General features: G+C 50.7%; 14 protein-coding genes, 1 tRNA gene and 1 other RNA gene. 7 read left to right on the forward strand and 9 right to left on the reverse strand.

What is annotated here, in order from left to right; genetic code table 11:
* Positions 1–11 precede the first annotated feature (11 nt).
* Positions 12–1,352 (reverse strand): glutamine synthetase family protein, encoded by a 1,341-nt coding sequence (locus tag N24_RS11555; protein ID WP_096457181.1) that lies wholly within the window; start codon positions 1,350–1,352, stop codon positions 12–14.
* 195 nt (positions 1,353–1,547) lie between these two features.
* On the opposite strand from N24_RS11555, the gene N24_RS11560 reads away from it, so the two are divergent.
* Both N24_RS11560 and N24_RS11565 read left to right on the forward strand, forming a co-directional pair.
* Entirely contained in the window at positions 1,548–2,645 is a 1,098-nt protein-coding gene (locus N24_RS11560; protein WP_096457184.1) for a DUF2786 domain-containing protein, read from the forward strand.
* Positions 2,646–2,780: 135 nt separating this feature from the next.
* Positions 2,781–4,520 carry a CYTH and CHAD domain-containing protein gene (locus tag N24_RS11565; protein WP_096457187.1) on the forward strand — a complete coding sequence of 580 codons (1,740 nt, stop codon included), beginning with the start codon at positions 2,781–2,783 and terminating at the stop codon, positions 4,518–4,520.
* A gap of 41 nt (positions 4,521–4,561) precedes the next feature.
* Here N24_RS11565 and N24_RS11570 read toward each other — a convergent pair whose 3' ends face one another.
* Positions 4,562–4,744, reverse strand: coding sequence for a hypothetical protein (locus N24_RS11570; RefSeq protein ID WP_096457190.1), 183 nt, complete (start codon positions 4,742–4,744; stop codon positions 4,562–4,564).
* A gap of 139 nt (positions 4,745–4,883) precedes the next feature.
* Here N24_RS11570 and N24_RS11575 point away from each other — a divergent pair, with 139 nt between their 5' ends.
* Positions 4,884–6,179: a galactokinase family protein gene (locus N24_RS11575; protein ID WP_096457193.1), complete on the forward strand. Its 1,296-nt coding sequence runs from the start codon at positions 4,884–4,886 to the stop codon at positions 6,177–6,179.
* Here N24_RS11575 and N24_RS11580 read toward each other — a convergent pair.
* The 5 genes from N24_RS11580 to N24_RS11600 all read right to left on the reverse strand — a co-directional run bounded on the left by N24_RS11580 (position 6,176) and on the right by N24_RS11600 (position 11,592).
* Positions 6,176–7,585, reverse strand: a complete 1,410-nt coding sequence (locus N24_RS11580) for a ribonuclease R family protein (RefSeq protein WP_167382098.1) — start codon at positions 7,583–7,585, stop codon at positions 6,176–6,178. The two genes, N24_RS11575 and N24_RS11580, sit on opposite strands and share 4 nt — an antisense overlap.
* A 488-nt stretch (positions 7,586–8,073) precedes the next feature.
* Positions 8,074–8,480, reverse strand: an RNA gene (gene rnpB, locus N24_RS11585) — RNase P RNA component class A.
* A 49-nt stretch (positions 8,481–8,529) separates the two neighbouring features.
* Complete coding sequence (locus N24_RS11590; RefSeq protein WP_096457199.1) at positions 8,530–9,678, reverse strand: bifunctional RNase H/acid phosphatase; 1,149 nt, start codon at positions 9,676–9,678, stop codon at positions 8,530–8,532.
* 12 nt (positions 9,679–9,690) lie between these two features.
* Entirely contained in the window at positions 9,691–10,410 is a 720-nt protein-coding gene (locus N24_RS11595; RefSeq protein WP_096457203.1) for a zinc ribbon domain-containing protein, read from the reverse strand.
* A gap of 30 nt (positions 10,411–10,440) precedes the next feature.
* On the reverse strand, positions 10,441–11,592 hold the full coding sequence (locus N24_RS11600) for a Nif3-like dinuclear metal center hexameric protein (RefSeq protein WP_096457206.1): 1,152 nt from the start codon (positions 11,590–11,592) through the stop codon (positions 10,441–10,443).
* A gap of 81 nt (positions 11,593–11,673) precedes the next feature.
* Between N24_RS11600 and N24_RS11605 the strand changes: the two genes are divergently transcribed.
* Genes N24_RS11605 through N24_RS11615 form a run of 3 tightly spaced genes read left to right on the forward strand, consistent with a single transcriptional unit; the run spans position 11,674 to position 13,832 of the window.
* A complete protein-coding gene (locus tag N24_RS11605) occupies positions 11,674–12,327 on the forward strand; it encodes an HAD family hydrolase (RefSeq protein WP_096457208.1) in 654 nt (217 codons plus the stop codon).
* Complete coding sequence (locus N24_RS11610; protein WP_096457211.1) at positions 12,314–12,814, forward strand: low molecular weight protein-tyrosine-phosphatase; 501 nt, start codon at positions 12,314–12,316, stop codon at positions 12,812–12,814. Before N24_RS11605 ends, N24_RS11610 begins: the two co-directional genes overlap by 14 nt.
* A 34-nt stretch (positions 12,815–12,848) precedes the next feature.
* On the forward strand, positions 12,849–13,832 hold the full coding sequence (locus N24_RS11615) for an SURF1 family cytochrome oxidase biogenesis protein (RefSeq protein WP_167382099.1): 984 nt from the start codon (positions 12,849–12,851) through the stop codon (positions 13,830–13,832).
* A gap of 54 nt (positions 13,833–13,886) precedes the next feature.
* Here the strand turns inward: N24_RS11615 and N24_RS11620 are convergent, their stop codons facing one another.
* Positions 13,887–14,279 (reverse strand): Lrp/AsnC family transcriptional regulator, encoded by a 393-nt coding sequence (locus N24_RS11620; RefSeq protein WP_197702401.1) that lies wholly within the window; start codon positions 14,277–14,279, stop codon positions 13,887–13,889.
* Between the two features lie 195 nt (positions 14,280–14,474).
* On the opposite strand from N24_RS11620, the gene N24_RS11625 reads away from it, so the two are divergent.
* On the forward strand, positions 14,475–15,110 hold the full coding sequence (locus tag N24_RS11625; protein ID WP_096457217.1) for a LysE family translocator: 636 nt from the start codon (positions 14,475–14,477) through the stop codon (positions 15,108–15,110).
* Positions 15,111–15,227: 117 nt separating this feature from the next.
* On the opposite strand, the gene N24_RS11630 is transcribed toward N24_RS11625, so the two are convergent.
* A tRNA-Val gene (locus N24_RS11630) sits at positions 15,228–15,300 on the reverse strand.
* Positions 15,301–15,406: the final 106 nt, after the last annotated feature.

The raw sequence follows: 15,406 nt of genomic DNA on the forward strand, positions 1-15,406 counted from the left end.
TTCCCGGGGAACTAATAATCAAGGTTGTTTCGAAGTTCCCAAGGCGTGATCTGTTCTTGGTAGTCACGCCATTCACGCCACTTATTGCGCAGGAAAAACTCGAATACATGCTCGCCCAGAATATCCGCCACCAACTCGGACTTTTCCATTTGGCGCAGGGCTTGATCAAGACTGCTTGGCAGGTCGTTGTAGCCCATCGCCCGGCGTTCTCTGAAACTCAAGTTAGAGATATCATCCTCAGCCGGATCGTCCAGCTCATAGCCTTCTTTAATCCCTTTGAGACCAGCGCCAAGCATGACAGAAAACGCGAGATAAGGATTACACGCGGTATCAGGCAGTCGGATTTCCACCCGGCGCGATTCTTCCTTGTTCAACCGATACGTAGGCACGCGCACCAACGCAGACCTGTTGGACACTCCCCAAGTTGCGGCAGTTGGCGCTTCGTTTCCATAAACAATGCGCTTATAGGAATTGACCCACTGATTAGTTACTGCCGTGAACTCTGGTGCGTGGTACAAGATTCCAGCAATAAATTGCTTTGCCGTTTTAGACAACATGAACTGATCATCCGGGTCATGGAAGGCGTTGGTGTCTCCTTCAAACAACGACATGTGCGTGTGCATGGCAGAACCCGCATGCTCTTGGAAAGGCTTAGGCATAAATGATGCGCCCACGCCCTGATCTCTGGCTACCTGTTTCATGATGTAACGAAACGTCATGATGTTGTCTGCCATGGTCAAAGCATCTGCATGGCGTAAATCTATTTCCTGTTGGCCGGGGGCAGTCTCATGGTGAGAAAATTCCACGGGGATGCCTAGCTCTTCCAAAGCAACCATTGCGTTTCGACGGAAATTCGGCGCCTCATTGAAGGTCGCTTGGTCGAAATATCCACCGTTATCAGTGGGCACCGGGGGCAGCCCGTCGGTGCGCAAACTTTGAACAAGATAGAACTCAATTTCAGGTGAGATCATGCATGTTAAACCCTCATCGGCTGCCAATTGCACTTGCCTTCGCAGCACTTGCCGCGGGTCCGAAAAGGAAGGTTGCCCATCGGGCATGGTGACGTCACAGAACAAGCGCGCTGCTTGAAGTTTAGATACTCCGGCTTCTAAAGGAAGCACCTGAAATGTAGAAGGATCCGGTCGAGCAATCGTGTCTGCTTCTGAAATACGTGCATACCCTTCAATCGCTGACCCATCAAAACCGATTCCTTCTTCCAGGGCTGACTCCAATTCAGCAGGAGCCACAACCACTGATTTCAAGTGGCCAAGAATGTCAGTGAACCAGAGACGCACAAACCTAATGTCACGTTCTTCTATGGCACTGAGTACAAATTCCTGTTCGCTGTTCATGAAAACTAATTTACGCAGCGATGGGACAAAGACTGTGCATTTGCCACTTTTCAAAGGGGTACGGGGGTAGATTTTTTAAATGTTTCACGTGGTCATTGCGTTTTTTATCACACCGGGGGTATGTCATGTCCACACCTAGTGGTTCACTAAGAACCGCACAGCAATTAGAACACTTACACGAATAAGGACCACGTAATGACCATTTCCCCTTTCTCCCACGATGTTTCCGAAGCTCAAGACTCCTACCGCAGGCAGTTGGAGGAAAATATCATCAGTCACCTCCGCTTTTGTGCACAAAGAGGCTGGACCCCAGTTGATCTCCGCCATGAGTTTTCCGCAGATATTGACCCACTACTATTCCTGGCACTTCCTGAAATCGCCTATTCTTGCTCGGAAGATATGTACTCACTATGGATGGAGGGTACGCGACCTGCTGCAACAAATTTCCTCCCTGTGGGAACTTTGGAGAAAATTCTTATTGCACTCCCCCAACTTGGCACCTTGCCTGATTGGGACATGCTCGCAGAACTCCACGCGGTAGCTAATGATCCTTCCACACAGTTAACTCCCGAACAGTCCAAAGCACACCACCGCATAACCGCACTTTTAAAGAAGGCAGAATCAACCAATTTTGAGGAAGAAGCAGAAGCCCTCATCCTCAAAGCTGAGACACTTCGACAGCAATATCGCATCGAGTCTCTTCTCATAGATTCTTACAACCAGGACGCTAAGGATTCTTCTACTCCAATCCGGGCAACTCGCGTATATCTAGAAGCGCCCTGGATTAGACATCAATTCAAGTTACTTAATTGCGTAGCACGAGTGCATTCCTGTGAGGGCTTGCTGGTCACCAAATCTGGGATCTGCACGATTTTTGGCGAACCAGACGATGTCGCTCATGTGGTTGACCTCTTTAATAGCCTGAACCGGCAAAGGGCCCATTTCATGAAAACATCATCTGGTGCACGCCAAGCACAATTGAATGGTGAAACAAGCTCGTATCGGCGCAGTTTCATGATTGCCTACGCATATCAGATAACCCAACTACTAATCATCGCTAAAGAAGAGGCCCTGAGTGATTTGGCTGATCATGCACCCTTAGCTCATAACGCTATCGTCCCTGTTTTGGAAGATAGGGGGATCAGGGCACAAGTCGCGCTAAAAGATACGTTCCCCAACATAAGGAATATGACCTTCCGTTCAACCAATAGTCGTGGTTTTACTGACGGAGTCATTGCGGCCAACAATTCTCATTTGGGCGGGGAGAAAGCCAGTTTGGCCGACCCCTTCTAGGCCAGGTGAATTTGCCTATTCGCGCGTAACATGAGGTGGGCAAATAGGTTACAGATTTTCGCCACTAGAAAACCTGTAACCACCACCGAAAACCCACCCCACAGCTGGTTTAGTTTTTAAAAGGATGGATAGAAAATGCAACAGCATCTAGAAGTGGAAACTAAGTTTTCCGTCAGTGACTCAACTCAGATTCCACAACTTGACGCTATCGCAGGGGTTGATCATATTGATCGCACCGAAATCCATCACTTAAGTGCCGTCTATTTTGACACCGCTGATCTGCGTCTCACCCGAGCTAAAATCACGCTCAGGCGACGCACCGGCGGTGTTGATGCAGGCTGGCACATTAAATTTCCCGGAAAAATTGGTCGACGAGAAGTCCAGGCACCGCTTGATGGACAAGGTGCCACCGAAACTACTCCCCCACAAGAGCTTTTAGGGCATATCCGCGCACTTATCCAAGGAAGAGCACTCACCCCAATTGCCCAGGTGGATAATGAACGCCACATGTTCTATCTAGCAGATGCTAATAATTCAATCATCGCTGAGTTCTGCGACGATCATGTATCCACCATTTCCCACCTACCCGGTGGTGTACGCAAGCAGTGGAGAGAATGGGAATTCGAACTCAGCGATGGACATCTCGAAGAAGAAGTCGTGTCAGAGCTGCTTCATTCTGCCCAAGCTGTTCTAACTTCGGCAGGCGCATTTGTCTCCAATAGCCCCTCCAAGCTGGTGTCTGCATTAGATGACTCCGTCAATAATGTGCCAGCCCCTCCAGAAATGGCACAGTTAGACAAATCAGATCCAGCTCGCGGAGTGCTAAAAGCAATCGCAACCAATGCTGCAAAAATTACTGAATACGACCCACGCGTTCGCGCAGATGAATACGACTCTGTGCATCAAATGCGTGTAGCCACCCGTGAGCTCCGCAGTCACCTGCAGACCTTCGAAGGAGTTCTAGGAGGTGACAACTACCGACTTCTAGAAAAAGAACTAAAGGTTCTAGCTAATATTCTCGGACGCGCGCGGGATGCAGAAGTGGTAGAAGAACGTCTCAGTGCGCTGATCGATACTGAAATAGGTGATTCTATTGATCAAGACACCAAAGCTGAATTGCTCGAGGATTTAAGTGCGGAATACCGTCGTGAGCACAGTCGAGTCGTTCGAGCTCTAGATAATGATCGCTACACCGATCTCCTACAAGCACTGGAAGATCTCCTTGTTAATCCACCCCTGATAACTGAAGCAGATCAATCCCAACTCGAAGATGCCAGCGAAGCAAGTGAGATTACAGAGCCAACAGGCACAGACACCGAAGAGTTAGATAAGGAGTACTCCCCCGGCTCCCACGGTTCCCACGCACCGGAAGCAGGTGTAGAAAACCTTAATCGGCCAAAGAAAATCGATGCCACCTCTGTTCTTCTCCATCACCTTGATAAGGCGCACACCAAACTCATTCGATCGGAAAAGAAAGCTCGTTCACAGTGGGATGATCAAAGCGTTGCGCTTGAAACACGTGAAGAAAACTTCCACAACATGCGTAAAGCTGCAAAAAGGCTGCGCTACAGTGCAGAGGCCGTGGGCAAGGCAACCAATGTGGACACCAAGAAGCTATACAAAGCGTGCAGCCGGCTTCAAACAATCCTTGGAGACTATCAAGATGCCATCACATCCCGAGACGAACTACTTCGTCGGGCACAAATAGCACGCCGTCAAGGACGTGACACATTCGGATACGGAGTGTTATATCAGCACGAACAAGCACTATCGCGGGAATACCTCAGTGGTTACCGGGAAGCCTTTAAAGCTGTGGAGAAAGCCTACGAGAAAATGATTAAAGACACTAAAAAACGTTCGAAAAAGAACAAATGAAAATGGGGGCCACACCAGGAATCCCCGGTAGCCCCAATTTTCTAATCCTCTTCCTCATCCCAACGATCTGCAGCATGAGTTCGCGCTGATGCAATGCTGATCGCATGGCGTGCTTCTTCTTCAGTGTCATAAGGCCCCATACGGTTTTCAAAACCAGGGGTCTTTCCCTGTGACACTTCACCTGTAGACAGGTCGTAATACCATTTGTAGTCTTCAACAGCCATGTCGACTCAACTCCAATCACAAGCCAAATAGTTTTTTTAAGTGTGTGGCACCCCACTATAGGCCTCAAGGAGTTTCCGCACCGGCTAGAGTGGTTCTGTTATTTATTTGTGACTTCTATTTGGGGAGGCTTTTCTTTTCATGGCCATTTGGCAGCCAACTTTCACCGGCCCACACGGCGCTCAAGTTGGATCATCCTCCACTGACCTCCTCGAAGCATGCGTTGCCTTCCACCGCGAACATTTTCACACCAACCCCACAGGAGCAGCAACAGCGCCGGGAACGTGGTCATTAATTGGTGAGCATTCTGATTATGCCGGTGGCGTCGTGCTGGCAGCGAACACCAATTGGCGAACAGCAGTAGCGGTAAATAAAAACCGAAAAGATGAGATCAACGTGCACGTTGTTGATGAAAAGGGAGGCGTCGAAAAGCATTTTATAAGCACTGCTGACGTTGCAGCGCGCGCACAAGCCCATATGAAATCCCATGATGATTTGGGCCGCCAGACTACCCCGCCCCAGCCTGAGGGCGGGATTGCTGCTCGCTTGGGCGGCATTGCGTGGACGATGATCCACAAGCAAATGCTGTCGCGTGACACCAAGGGCTTAGACATCACTGTCCTAAGCACTATTCCTGCAGGAGTGGGATTGGGAGAAAATTCTGCCATGGATGTCGCCTTAGCGTTGGCTTTGCACCGAGAAAATATTGAAGAAGCACCGGTGAAAGCACGGATTGCAGAAATTTGTTCGCACTCCGCATTCATGTTCAGCGAAGCTTCGGTGTTGCGTGCGCGGCACACCGTGGCCTTACGCGGCGAACACGGACGAATTGCGGTGGTTGATTACTCTGATGGCTCTGTAACGCAGGCGCCACATCCAGTAAGTCGTTCAGCAGGTTTATCTGCCTTCATTGTGGCAGCTGACACCACTACTGATTCGACTATTTTCCGTAATATTTATGCACGTCACGCCTTTATTGATGAAGCAACTCGAGCCTTCAGCGTGGAATCTTTACGGCTACTTCCAGATGCGTCAACTCGTGTTGTGGAATGGCTCCAGGCAGTTATCGACGTCACCGGTAGAACTGATTTACCACAAGTGGAACAAGCTCAAAGTTGGCTCAACTTGTGGGAAAATGAGACCCGGCGCGCGCAACTTACAGCCAATGCGCTGCGTTCTCGAAGGTTAAATGAGTTTTCCGCACTGCTTGAAGAATCTCACGAGGATATCGCAGAAACACTGCTTATCCCCGCTGCTGATCAGGCATTGGCCAAATTGTGTATCGAACGAGGCGCGTTTGCTGCGCGATCAAGTTCTGCACGCGGTGTCATCGCTTTGGTGGATGCTAAACATGCGCACAATTTTGCCGCTGATTTAAGCGATGATGGCTTGTTTGTGGTGCCACTGGGACATGGAGATGTTGCCGTACCTGCCTAATCAGCAGGCCAAGTAAATAACACTTCACGCTTTTTCACATCTGCAGTAACCAGGGTGACTTCTTGGTTTGTGCCTTGTTCAGGAGCACCAAGACATTTAGCTAACACTGGTGGTCGATGAACAAAGAGCCGGGATGAATTCTTTTCCTCATCACTAGAGATCACCACTGCGTTGAAGTTTTGTCCCTCCCAGTATTTCAGTACGGTCGCTTCTGTGAGGTCCAAGCACGCATTGTCTACTTGGCTGGCCAGAATGGACGAATATTTCATGGTTTCTAACACGTGCTCTTCCACTCGAGTTACCCATTCAGGAACATCGGTACTGTTTGCGATCGCCAAACAATGTTCAGTGGCAAACCGATCGATCAGCCTACGCAATGGGGCGGTGACGTGGGCGTAGTATCCACCCACGCCGGCGTGAACTTCAGGATCACCATTTTGTACGCTGGCGTAGCCTGAGCCACGTAAAAGTTTTTGGGCTTCGCGTTGAATCGCCATCCCTTTGGGCGTATTCGGGTCCACGCTTTGCAGGAACTCACCGATTGGCATATCAGCTGGAACCTCAAACCCGAGAGCGTGCGCTTCGGATCGAAATGTTGCTTCAGATTCTTTAGTCGCCGGGGCCAGAGTACGAAGTAAACCATGTCCAGCTTTAACCATCATCTCCCCTGCCACCATTCCTGTGAGCAGAGAAATCTCGGAGTTGTAATCCATAATCCGCGGGCGTGGCTCAATAATAATCTCATAGTGTTCGCCGGCATCATCATTGGGCACTTTCACCACCCGCTGGCTCGGAAGAGAAAGATTCACGGCCTGGCGCCGTAGCGCGCTTTCCTGCCTCAGCCTTCCCACCTCGGGCAATAAGCTTATCGACGGATGCAACCGACCATTCTCCGCATCTTGTTGAGCCTGTTCATAATCCAAACGAGCCCGAGATTTCACCACTCCACGCCGCACCTGCGCATCTGTGACTTCACCCCGCTCATCCAAGTCAATCGACCACACAACCGCAGCACGAGTCTGCCCTTCCAAAAGACTTGCTAAATCCTCCGACAATTCCTCTGGATGCAAACGCGCAGGAGCATCTGGCAGGTAGATTGTTTGACCTCGCTGCAGGGAGATCTTTTCTAGTTCGCTGCCTGGCTCAACAAATGCTGCAACATCAGCAATGGCATAGTGAACTCGGAAGCCACCATCTGTTTTCTCAATGAACACTGCTTGGTCCAGATCACGAGAACCTACTGGATCGATGGTGACAAACGGCATGTCTAGTAAATCTTCCCGTTGATCTGCATATCGGTCCACGCTTTGTGCAGCTTGAGTATCGATATGAGAATCAAACCCTCGTTCCACCCCAAATTCTTGGGCTACTGGATCAAAATCAAGGACTGCCGCATAGAGCTTCATGCACTCCAATTGTTCCACAGGACAAACACATCTGCTGGCGGCTTCGGGATTGCGGTGGATATGGACAGATTTTTCCCCTTGCCGGACTGCTTTGGCCTAAACCGTAAAGGCAATTGTCATCCACCCCTGTTGCCGCCGAGCGAAGGGCGTGGATTTGAACAGTCCACGGCAGCCACCAAACTAGGAGACCCAGAAATAACGTTTTCGACGTTTGTGGGTCTCCTGGTTTGGTGTATCGAGCTGAATACCAAACACAGAGACCCAACATTTAAGTTTTTAAAGATTCTGGGTCTCCTGGTTTGGTCGCTCTCAAATTTAAGCCCTTGCCCTGAAAGGTCACACCTCCCCAGAAGCGCGTCTAAGACGTTTTCAAGTTCAAGCACATACAAATACTCATTTGAAAATCTCGAAGCCTTAAACAAGCGATAATTCACTTAGCCGGGAATACACGACCTAATCACCGACAGTCGATTCTTTAAAAAAAGGGGCGAATGAGCCAATCTATAAGCCGGATTCTGTACCAACAACTGGCGGTGATCATCCATCTCGTCACAGTCATCGCTGACTGCCTCTAGCAGCTACCTGCAGGCTTGGCGAGCAGCCTTCAACACCTGCACAGACATACCTTAAAAGGTACGTCCTCATGCCTTGCTCCCAGTGGGGTTTACCTGGCCAAACCAGTCACCTGATCTGCCGGTGCGCTCTTACCGCACCCTTTCACCCTTACCACCAGCAAAAACTAATGGCGGTCTACTTTCTGTTGCACTTTCCCGCGGATTGCTCCGGGTTGTTGTTAACAACCACCGTGCTCTGTGGAGTCCGGACTTTCCTCGGCCGACGCTTGGGAGGGATTTCTCCCTCTTAGTTCGTCGAACGCAATCACCCGATCAGCTCATTCGCAACGCATTACTTTACACGGGCTGTGTGGAAAATCTTAAAACCCCTCAGGCTTGCAGGTGTGAGGTGTCGTTGAACAGGCGCATGCAGGTTGGGCCGTCTGGGTAAAACTCGGCAATTGATAATGAAGCCAAGTCAAGGTGTGCCTTCTGGAAGAAGGATGCACCTGAGTCCAAAGCTTGCCTGAGAATAATTTTGATCGGGGTGACATGGCTGACCACCAATACATTTGCTGCGCCGTAGTCGCGTTGGATGCTTTCGCGCGCTTTTTTCACTCGGCGGCTAACGGTCTGTAACGACTCCCCTCCTGGTGGTGCGACTGAGGTATCGCCAAGCCATTTGGTGTGTAGTTCAGGGTCTTGTTCGTGGGCTTCCGCAAATGTTTTTCCATCCCACAGTCCGAAATCGGTTTCGATGAGATCATCGATCACCCGTACTTTGAGCCCCAGTGCTTGGGCTGCGGCTTCGGCTGTTTGCATGGTGCGTGTCAGTGGTGAACTAACAATCGCGTCAATACCACCGGTTTGGGCAAGGCGTGCTGCAGCTGCTGCTGCCTGCTTTTCACCAAGTTCCGACAGTGGTGGGTTGGATCGACCTGAATAAAGCCTTGCTGCGGACATGGCGGTTTGTCCATGGCGAAGCAGCAGCAACCGGGTGGGGTTAGTGGTCGCGCCATTCCAATTTGTGGGTTTAGTTTCAGTGCAATTGAGGTCTTCCGCCTCGGAGTCATCAGAAGCACCCGATTCCTCAGCCCGCTCTGAAGTTGCCACAATGCCTTCTGGTTTTCCTGCGGCAGCGGCGTCCATCGCTACGTTGGAAAGAGCATCCGCTCGCTTGTTTTTTTCACGGGGAATCCATGTGTAAGTGACGTCGCCGATGGCGGCTGCAAGATCACGTGCCTCGATGGCTAGGACTTTCATGTCGGGGTGTTTAATCTTCCACCGGCCTGACATTTGTTCAACAACAAGTTTGGAATCCATGAAGACATCTACGGCAGTGGCACCGAGTTCTCGGGCTGCTTTAAGACCTTCGAGTAGTCCACGGTATTCGGCAACATTGTTGGTGGCTTTTGTGCCTACGACATAGGCGATTTCTCGCAGGACTTCGGCTTTGTTGTCGGAGTACACCACGGTGCCGGATCCGGCTACGCCGGGATTTCCGCGGGATCCGCCGTCGGCCTCGATCACTAATTTCACTTGGGGGTCTTTCTAGGAGATGTCAGTGATGAGGTAGGAACCACATTCTGGGCATTGTGGCACCTCATCTTTTGGTGTGTTGCGGATTTCAGAGATTCCAGAGGCTGGCAGCACCATGGCGCATCCACCGCAGGAGCGTCCGTTAAACAGTGCTGCTCCGACACCGTTTTCAAGGCGTTGGGCTTGGAACTCAGCTACGACGTCTGCTGGAAGTTGTTCCTCCAATCGCGCGATAACCACGGCTGGGTCTTCCACGGTTGGGGCAGCTGACTGTGCTTGTTCTACCGCAGCGCGTGCTTCTTCGACTTTACGCTCGGTGTCTTTAACGCGAGATTGGGCAAGGTCACGGTTGTTACGCAGTGCGTGGATTTCATTGTGTGCTTCCTGCAATTCGCTCATTAGGTCAGCGATGCGGGATTTCGCAGTGTAGACATCATGGTTAAGATCGCGGCGACGATCCTCATCGGTTTCTGCACCAAGTGCGTCCTGGCTGTCCTTCTTGCGACGACGAAGCTTGCGCTCATCTGATTGGATGCGCAGGATCTCATTTTCCATATCATCTACTGCCATTTGCGCAGCTGATGCGGCATCGCGATTGCGGGAGAGTTCAGCAACGGCCTTTTCCACGGCTTCTTGCTCAGGTGTAGTTTTTGGAACTGCGTTTGCGTCCTGGGTGCGCACGGCGTTGGCCAGCTGCAGCAATGTTTTATGCAGGGTGTGGTCCAGCTTCATTGAAGTTCTCCTTTTTAGTTCTCAAAATTTCTAAGACTGTGCTCGCGCAGACCGCGCAGACATTGTCCATGGGTCTGTGCGGATCGAAATCACATCAACCTCAATCTGTGGGACTTTTGCTTGCAAGATTTCCTGGGCTTGTGCAGTCCACGGAAATTCACTGGCCCAGTGTGCAGTATCAATTACTGCAGGACCACCATCACGCAGATATTCATCGACTGGATGGTGGCGCAGATCAGAGGTGACATAAACGTCCACTCCGAGCTTAATCACATCGCTTAAGAAACTGTCACCCGACCCTGATGAAACAGCAACACGGGAAACCATTTGATCAGGATCCCCGGTCGCGCGAACTCCCCATGCAGTTTCCGGCAAGTTGTTAGCTACCTGTTGCACAAACTCTGACAACCGCATCGGCTGCGGCAGCTCCCCGACACGCCCCAAACCGGTGGCATCTTCCCAACTTTCCGCAGAGTGCATCTCCACGATGTCAAAGGCAGGCTCCTCATATGGATGGGCCTCCCACAGCACCGACGTAAGTCGCGCGCGCAGGTTGCGCGGTGCAACAAACTCTATGCGCAGCTCAAGGGATTTAAAAAGCTTATCGACGTCCCCCTCCGTCGGATTCGCCCCCTCCACCGGCCTAAACTGTCCTGTTCCTTCAATCTCAAAGGCGCATTCTCTATAAGCACCAATTGCACCGGCACCGGCGTCGAAAAGCATCTTTTTTAGGTGCGCTGCATCCTTGGGTAAAACGTGCACGCCCCATTTGTCCATGTCGCCTAAAAGCCGTGGCGCGATGGGGCGCCCGGCTGTGATTCCAACGAGCTCGGCGAGTTTATCGTTAACGCCAGGACGTGCGGAATCGGCATTGGTGTGCGCAGAAAACAGCGCAACGCCACCGCGAATCAGCGTGTGAATGACCTTTCCTTTGGGTTCATCTGCAGCTACAGAAGTGACCCCACGCAGCAGCAAAGGATGGTGAATAATCAGCATGTCCAATCCGAGCTCAACTGCCTTTTCGGCAACGGCCTGGGTGCAATCTAGCGCTAAACCAATTTTGCGGACAGGTTCTGCTGGATCACCGCAGATCAGCCCTACTTTGTCCCAACTTTCAGCCAGTGCTGGTGGGTAGGCTTCATCTAAAATGCGGCGAATATCGCCAACAGTTACATCACTCACGCATTAACTCCCCTGGTCGGTACTGCATGTTCCATTCCCAAGTCTAGCCATGACGTAAAAACTTCTGGCAAGGTTAATGGGGTGACTACGCTTTCTAAAACTCTGCTCTTTGATCTCGACGGAACCCTCGTCGATTCTTTCCCCGGTATTCGCACCTCATTCCTGCACACCCTGCACGAAAAGAACTGGGAAATTCCCACTGAGGAACGCATCAACCAGGTACCAGGACCTCCGATGGAATGGACGTTCCAAGACCTAGGCATGACGGCAGACCAAGCCCAAGATGCCTTGCGCACATACCTTGATCATTACGGTCAAGTGGGTTGGGATCTTTCCGAAGCCTTCCCCGGTATGCGGGATCTGTTGCTTCGCTTGAAAGATCAAGGCTTCCGTCTGTGCACCGCGACCTCCAAAGGTGAATTTTTTGCAGAAAAAGTGCTGCGCAAATTCGACATGTTCGATCTCTTTGAATTCCTCGGTGCTGCATCTGACAACGGCAACCGCCGGAGCAAATCCGCAGTAATCAAGCACGTCTTAGACAATGTGGGATTGGAAAACCCTGCAGATATTTTGATGATCGGTGATCGATCACACGATATTGAAGGTTCCGCTGAGTTTGGGATTGATTGCGTTGCCGTAACCTGGGGCTATGGCAACGCATCTGAATGGAGCGCAGCCAAATACACCGTGAGCACTGCGGAGGAATTGGAAAGGATTATCCATGACTGGGCCTAATACTTCATTACCTGTAGAAGTCGTTTTCGTGTGCACCGGAAATATCTGCCGATCCCCCATGGCGGAAATTATCGCTAAAGCCAAAGCCACCGAAGCTGGTTTGGAAGACAACGTAATTTTCTCCTCATGTGGCATGGGCAACTGGCATGTTGGGCAACCAGCGGACAAACGCGCGCTCGCTGAGTTAAAAGCAGCCGGATACAACGGTGATGCCCACAGAGCAGCACAGCTTGGCCCTGAACACATGAGAGCTGATCTTTTTGTCGCGCTTGATTCCGGTCACGCTAGTGAGCTTGCGGCCACCGGAGTGCCAAACGACAAGATCCGGCTCATGCGGTCTTTCGATCCAGATTCCAATCCCAACGATGATGTAGCTGACCCGTATTACGGCACCTCACAGGACTTTATGCTTACCCGGGAAAATATCGAAGACGCTATGCCTGGGCTTTTAGAGTGGGTTAGAGATCACATCCGCTCTCATTCTTAGGTCTTTGAGTCAAAAAGTCCTAAGGTAGACAAGTGTGGACAGCAAGGTAAATGACCCAACCGGGCACAATGAGCACGACGTGAGCACCCGCTATTCCGGAGGCTCACGGTCAGGAACCAAAGCCAAAGGATGGAAAACATTTCTATCCCCTGGTTGGATCATCTCTGCCTTGCTCATTGTCACGTTCTCTTACGCAGCGATTTCCATGCTTGCTCCGTGGCAGCTGCATAAAGATGACGATATCGTCGCGCGCAATGCGCAAATCACCGAAGCTTTCGAGCGCGATGTCGTCCCCTACGCAGAGCTTTTCGACGCCTCCGGCGAAATTCCTTCAACACAAGAATTCTTCCGAGTATCGCTTACGGGACATTATCTTCCAGACAGCGAAGTTCTGCTGCGCCTTCGACCCGTCGATTCTGGCCCTGCCTTCCAATCTTTAACTCCATTTGAGCTAGAAGATGGCCGAGTTGTCCTCGTTAATCGCGGTTATGAATCATCAGAAGGCACCATCGTCCCAGAAATCGAACCAGCTCCTTCCACACCGGTCACCATCACCGGCTTTGCCCGCAAAAACGAAGGGGTGCCTTCCACAGCCCCGATGGAAGATAGTGGATACAGCCAGGTCTATGGCATCAGCACCGAACAAATCAGTGAGATCACTGGCCTAGGCCTTGGCACTGATTATGTCCAAGTTGCTGAAGGCGAACCAGGTGTCCTAAACGCCATGCCACTTCCTCAAATGGACCGAGGAAACCACCTGTCCTACGGCTTCCAATGGATCGCCTTTGGCATCATGGCACCGCTGGGACTTGGCTACTTTGTATGGGCTGAAATGCGTGAACGACGTCGCGACAAAGCAGAACGTGCACAAATGGCCGAACTCAGCACTTCTGAACCTGTCGTGGAAACCCCAGAGCCAACTATCACTCCGACTGCATCCAAACGCCGATCCCGTTACGGCGACCAGCACCGCAATCACTATGAAAAAATAGCCAAGCGGAACGAAGATCGTTTCTAATCTTCATTCATACACCTGCCACCTTCCATTGGGTGGCAGGTGCTTTTTCTTGGGCTACAACGGTGCATGATGAGTAACAATATTTTTCATTATTAAAGTTGAGGTGAGTCGCTGCACTCCAGGCAGTTTGCTCAACTGGGTATCGTAAATCTCTTGAAAATGCTGCAAGGATCGAGCGGCCACATAGAGTTGATAGTCCGGTTCACCAAACAAGCGTTGGGCTTGCACGATGTTCGATGTTTGAGTAACTGCTTCTTCAAACAATTCCACCGTATTTGCATCCCCATGTTTCATGGTCACAAACACCAACGCTTCAAAAGGCAACCCCAAATGCTTTAGATCAAGGTCTGCTTTAAAGCCACGAATAACTCCACTTGCTTCCAAATCCCGAAATCGACGATGGCATGCAGACAAACTTAGACCCACTTTTGCGGCGATCTCTGTCATCGTTGCTCGGCCGTCTTTTTTTAAGCTGCACAAGAATATCCTTGTCAATCTTATCCATGTGCAAGATTCTCCCACGAATTCCTGGAATCAGCACAATATTTGATAGCACTTTTCGGAAGTTTTCGAAAAACGTTTTAAAGCTGTAATGAGAATGGCTCATTACAAAAGAACTTTTTTAAAGAGCCAGAAACTTAGATGGACTGGGGATTAGTCGTCGCATTTATGGGAGTTTCCATCGTTCTCTCACTCACACCGGGAGTGGATTGGGCGTACATCATCGCCTCTGGCATCAAAGGCAGATCCAGCATGCTTCCCGCCGTCGCAGGAGTTCTAGCAGGGCATGCAACCGCGACAATAATTGTCGCAGCGGGAGTGGCTGCAATTGTCGCTACCTCTGACATGTTCATGCTGGCACTCACAATTGCTGGAGCTATCTACATGGTGTGGTTGGGAATACAAACCTTAAGACAGCGACCAGAGACAAATGTAGGTAGCACTAAAAGTTTTGACCCCACCTCGAAGAGGAAAACATTTTCTAAAGGCCTAGGCATCAATCTGCTGAATCCAAAAACCTATCTGTTCTTCTTAGCCCTACTGCCACAATTTACGAGCCCCACAAGCTCTTTACCAATCGGTGTGCAAATTCTTTTACTCGGCACAATTCATCTCGCCTTTTGTGCCACTATCTACCTTGCAGTCGGTTTCGGCGCCAGCACAGTGCTTGCCAAACGTCCACGCGTGGCAAATATCGTCAGAATTGCTTCCGGCATTATTTTAGTTTCTTTAGGACTGATCCTGCTTTTCGAGCAGATCATCGTCGCTATAAATTAATAACCCGTCCGACTAAAAGGACAAGGCATCAACTTCCGTCGGCGATTTCGCCGCCGCCGGGTACAGATGCCACGAATATGACGAAACCCCCTCTCAATTGAGAGGGGGTTTTCATTGTGCGCCCTGACGGGCTCGAACCGCCGACCTGCTGGGTGTAAACCAGCTGCTCTTCCAGCTGAGCTAAAGGCGCTCACGTGCTTTTTAAGAACCACCTTGGTGGCCTCGAAAGCAACGAGTGAAATACTAACACACAATCTTCAAAGAAATAAAATCGCTGGTCAGAAGATGGAAATTAG

It is taken from the genome of Corynebacterium suranareeae (assembly GCF_002355155.1).
Taxonomy (GTDB): domain Bacteria; phylum Actinomycetota; class Actinomycetes; order Mycobacteriales; family Mycobacteriaceae; genus Corynebacterium; species Corynebacterium suranareeae.

What these genes read in the sequence shown, in the direction of transcription:
- N24_RS11555 (WP_096457181.1), bottom strand. Translation starts at nt 1,352, where the DNA reads ATGAACAGCGAACAGGAATTTGTACTCAGTGCCATAGAAGAACGTGAC.
- N24_RS11560 (WP_096457184.1), top strand. Translation starts at nt 1,548, where the DNA reads ATGACCATTTCCCCTTTCTCCCACGATGTTTCCGAAGCTCAAGACTCC.
- N24_RS11565 (WP_096457187.1), top strand. Translation starts at nt 2,781, where the DNA reads ATGCAACAGCATCTAGAAGTGGAAACTAAGTTTTCCGTCAGTGACTCA.
- N24_RS11570 (WP_096457190.1), bottom strand. Translation starts at nt 4,744, where the DNA reads ATGGCTGTTGAAGACTACAAATGGTATTACGACCTGTCTACAGGTGAA.
- N24_RS11575 (WP_096457193.1), top strand. Translation starts at nt 4,884, where the DNA reads ATGGCCATTTGGCAGCCAACTTTCACCGGCCCACACGGCGCTCAAGTT.
- N24_RS11580 (WP_167382098.1), bottom strand. Translation starts at nt 7,585, where the DNA reads ATGAAGCTCTATGCGGCAGTCCTTGATTTTGATCCAGTAGCCCAAGAA.
- N24_RS11595 (WP_096457203.1), bottom strand. Translation starts at nt 10,410, where the DNA reads ATGAAGCTGGACCACACCCTGCATAAAACATTGCTGCAGCTGGCCAAC.
- N24_RS11610 (WP_096457211.1), top strand. Translation starts at nt 12,314, where the DNA reads ATGACTGGGCCTAATACTTCATTACCTGTAGAAGTCGTTTTCGTGTGC.
- N24_RS11620 (WP_197702401.1), bottom strand. Translation starts at nt 14,279, where the DNA reads ATGACAGAGATCGCCGCAAAAGTGGGTCTAAGTTTGTCTGCATGCCAT.
- N24_RS11625 (WP_096457217.1), top strand. Translation starts at nt 14,475, where the DNA reads ATGGACTGGGGATTAGTCGTCGCATTTATGGGAGTTTCCATCGTTCTC.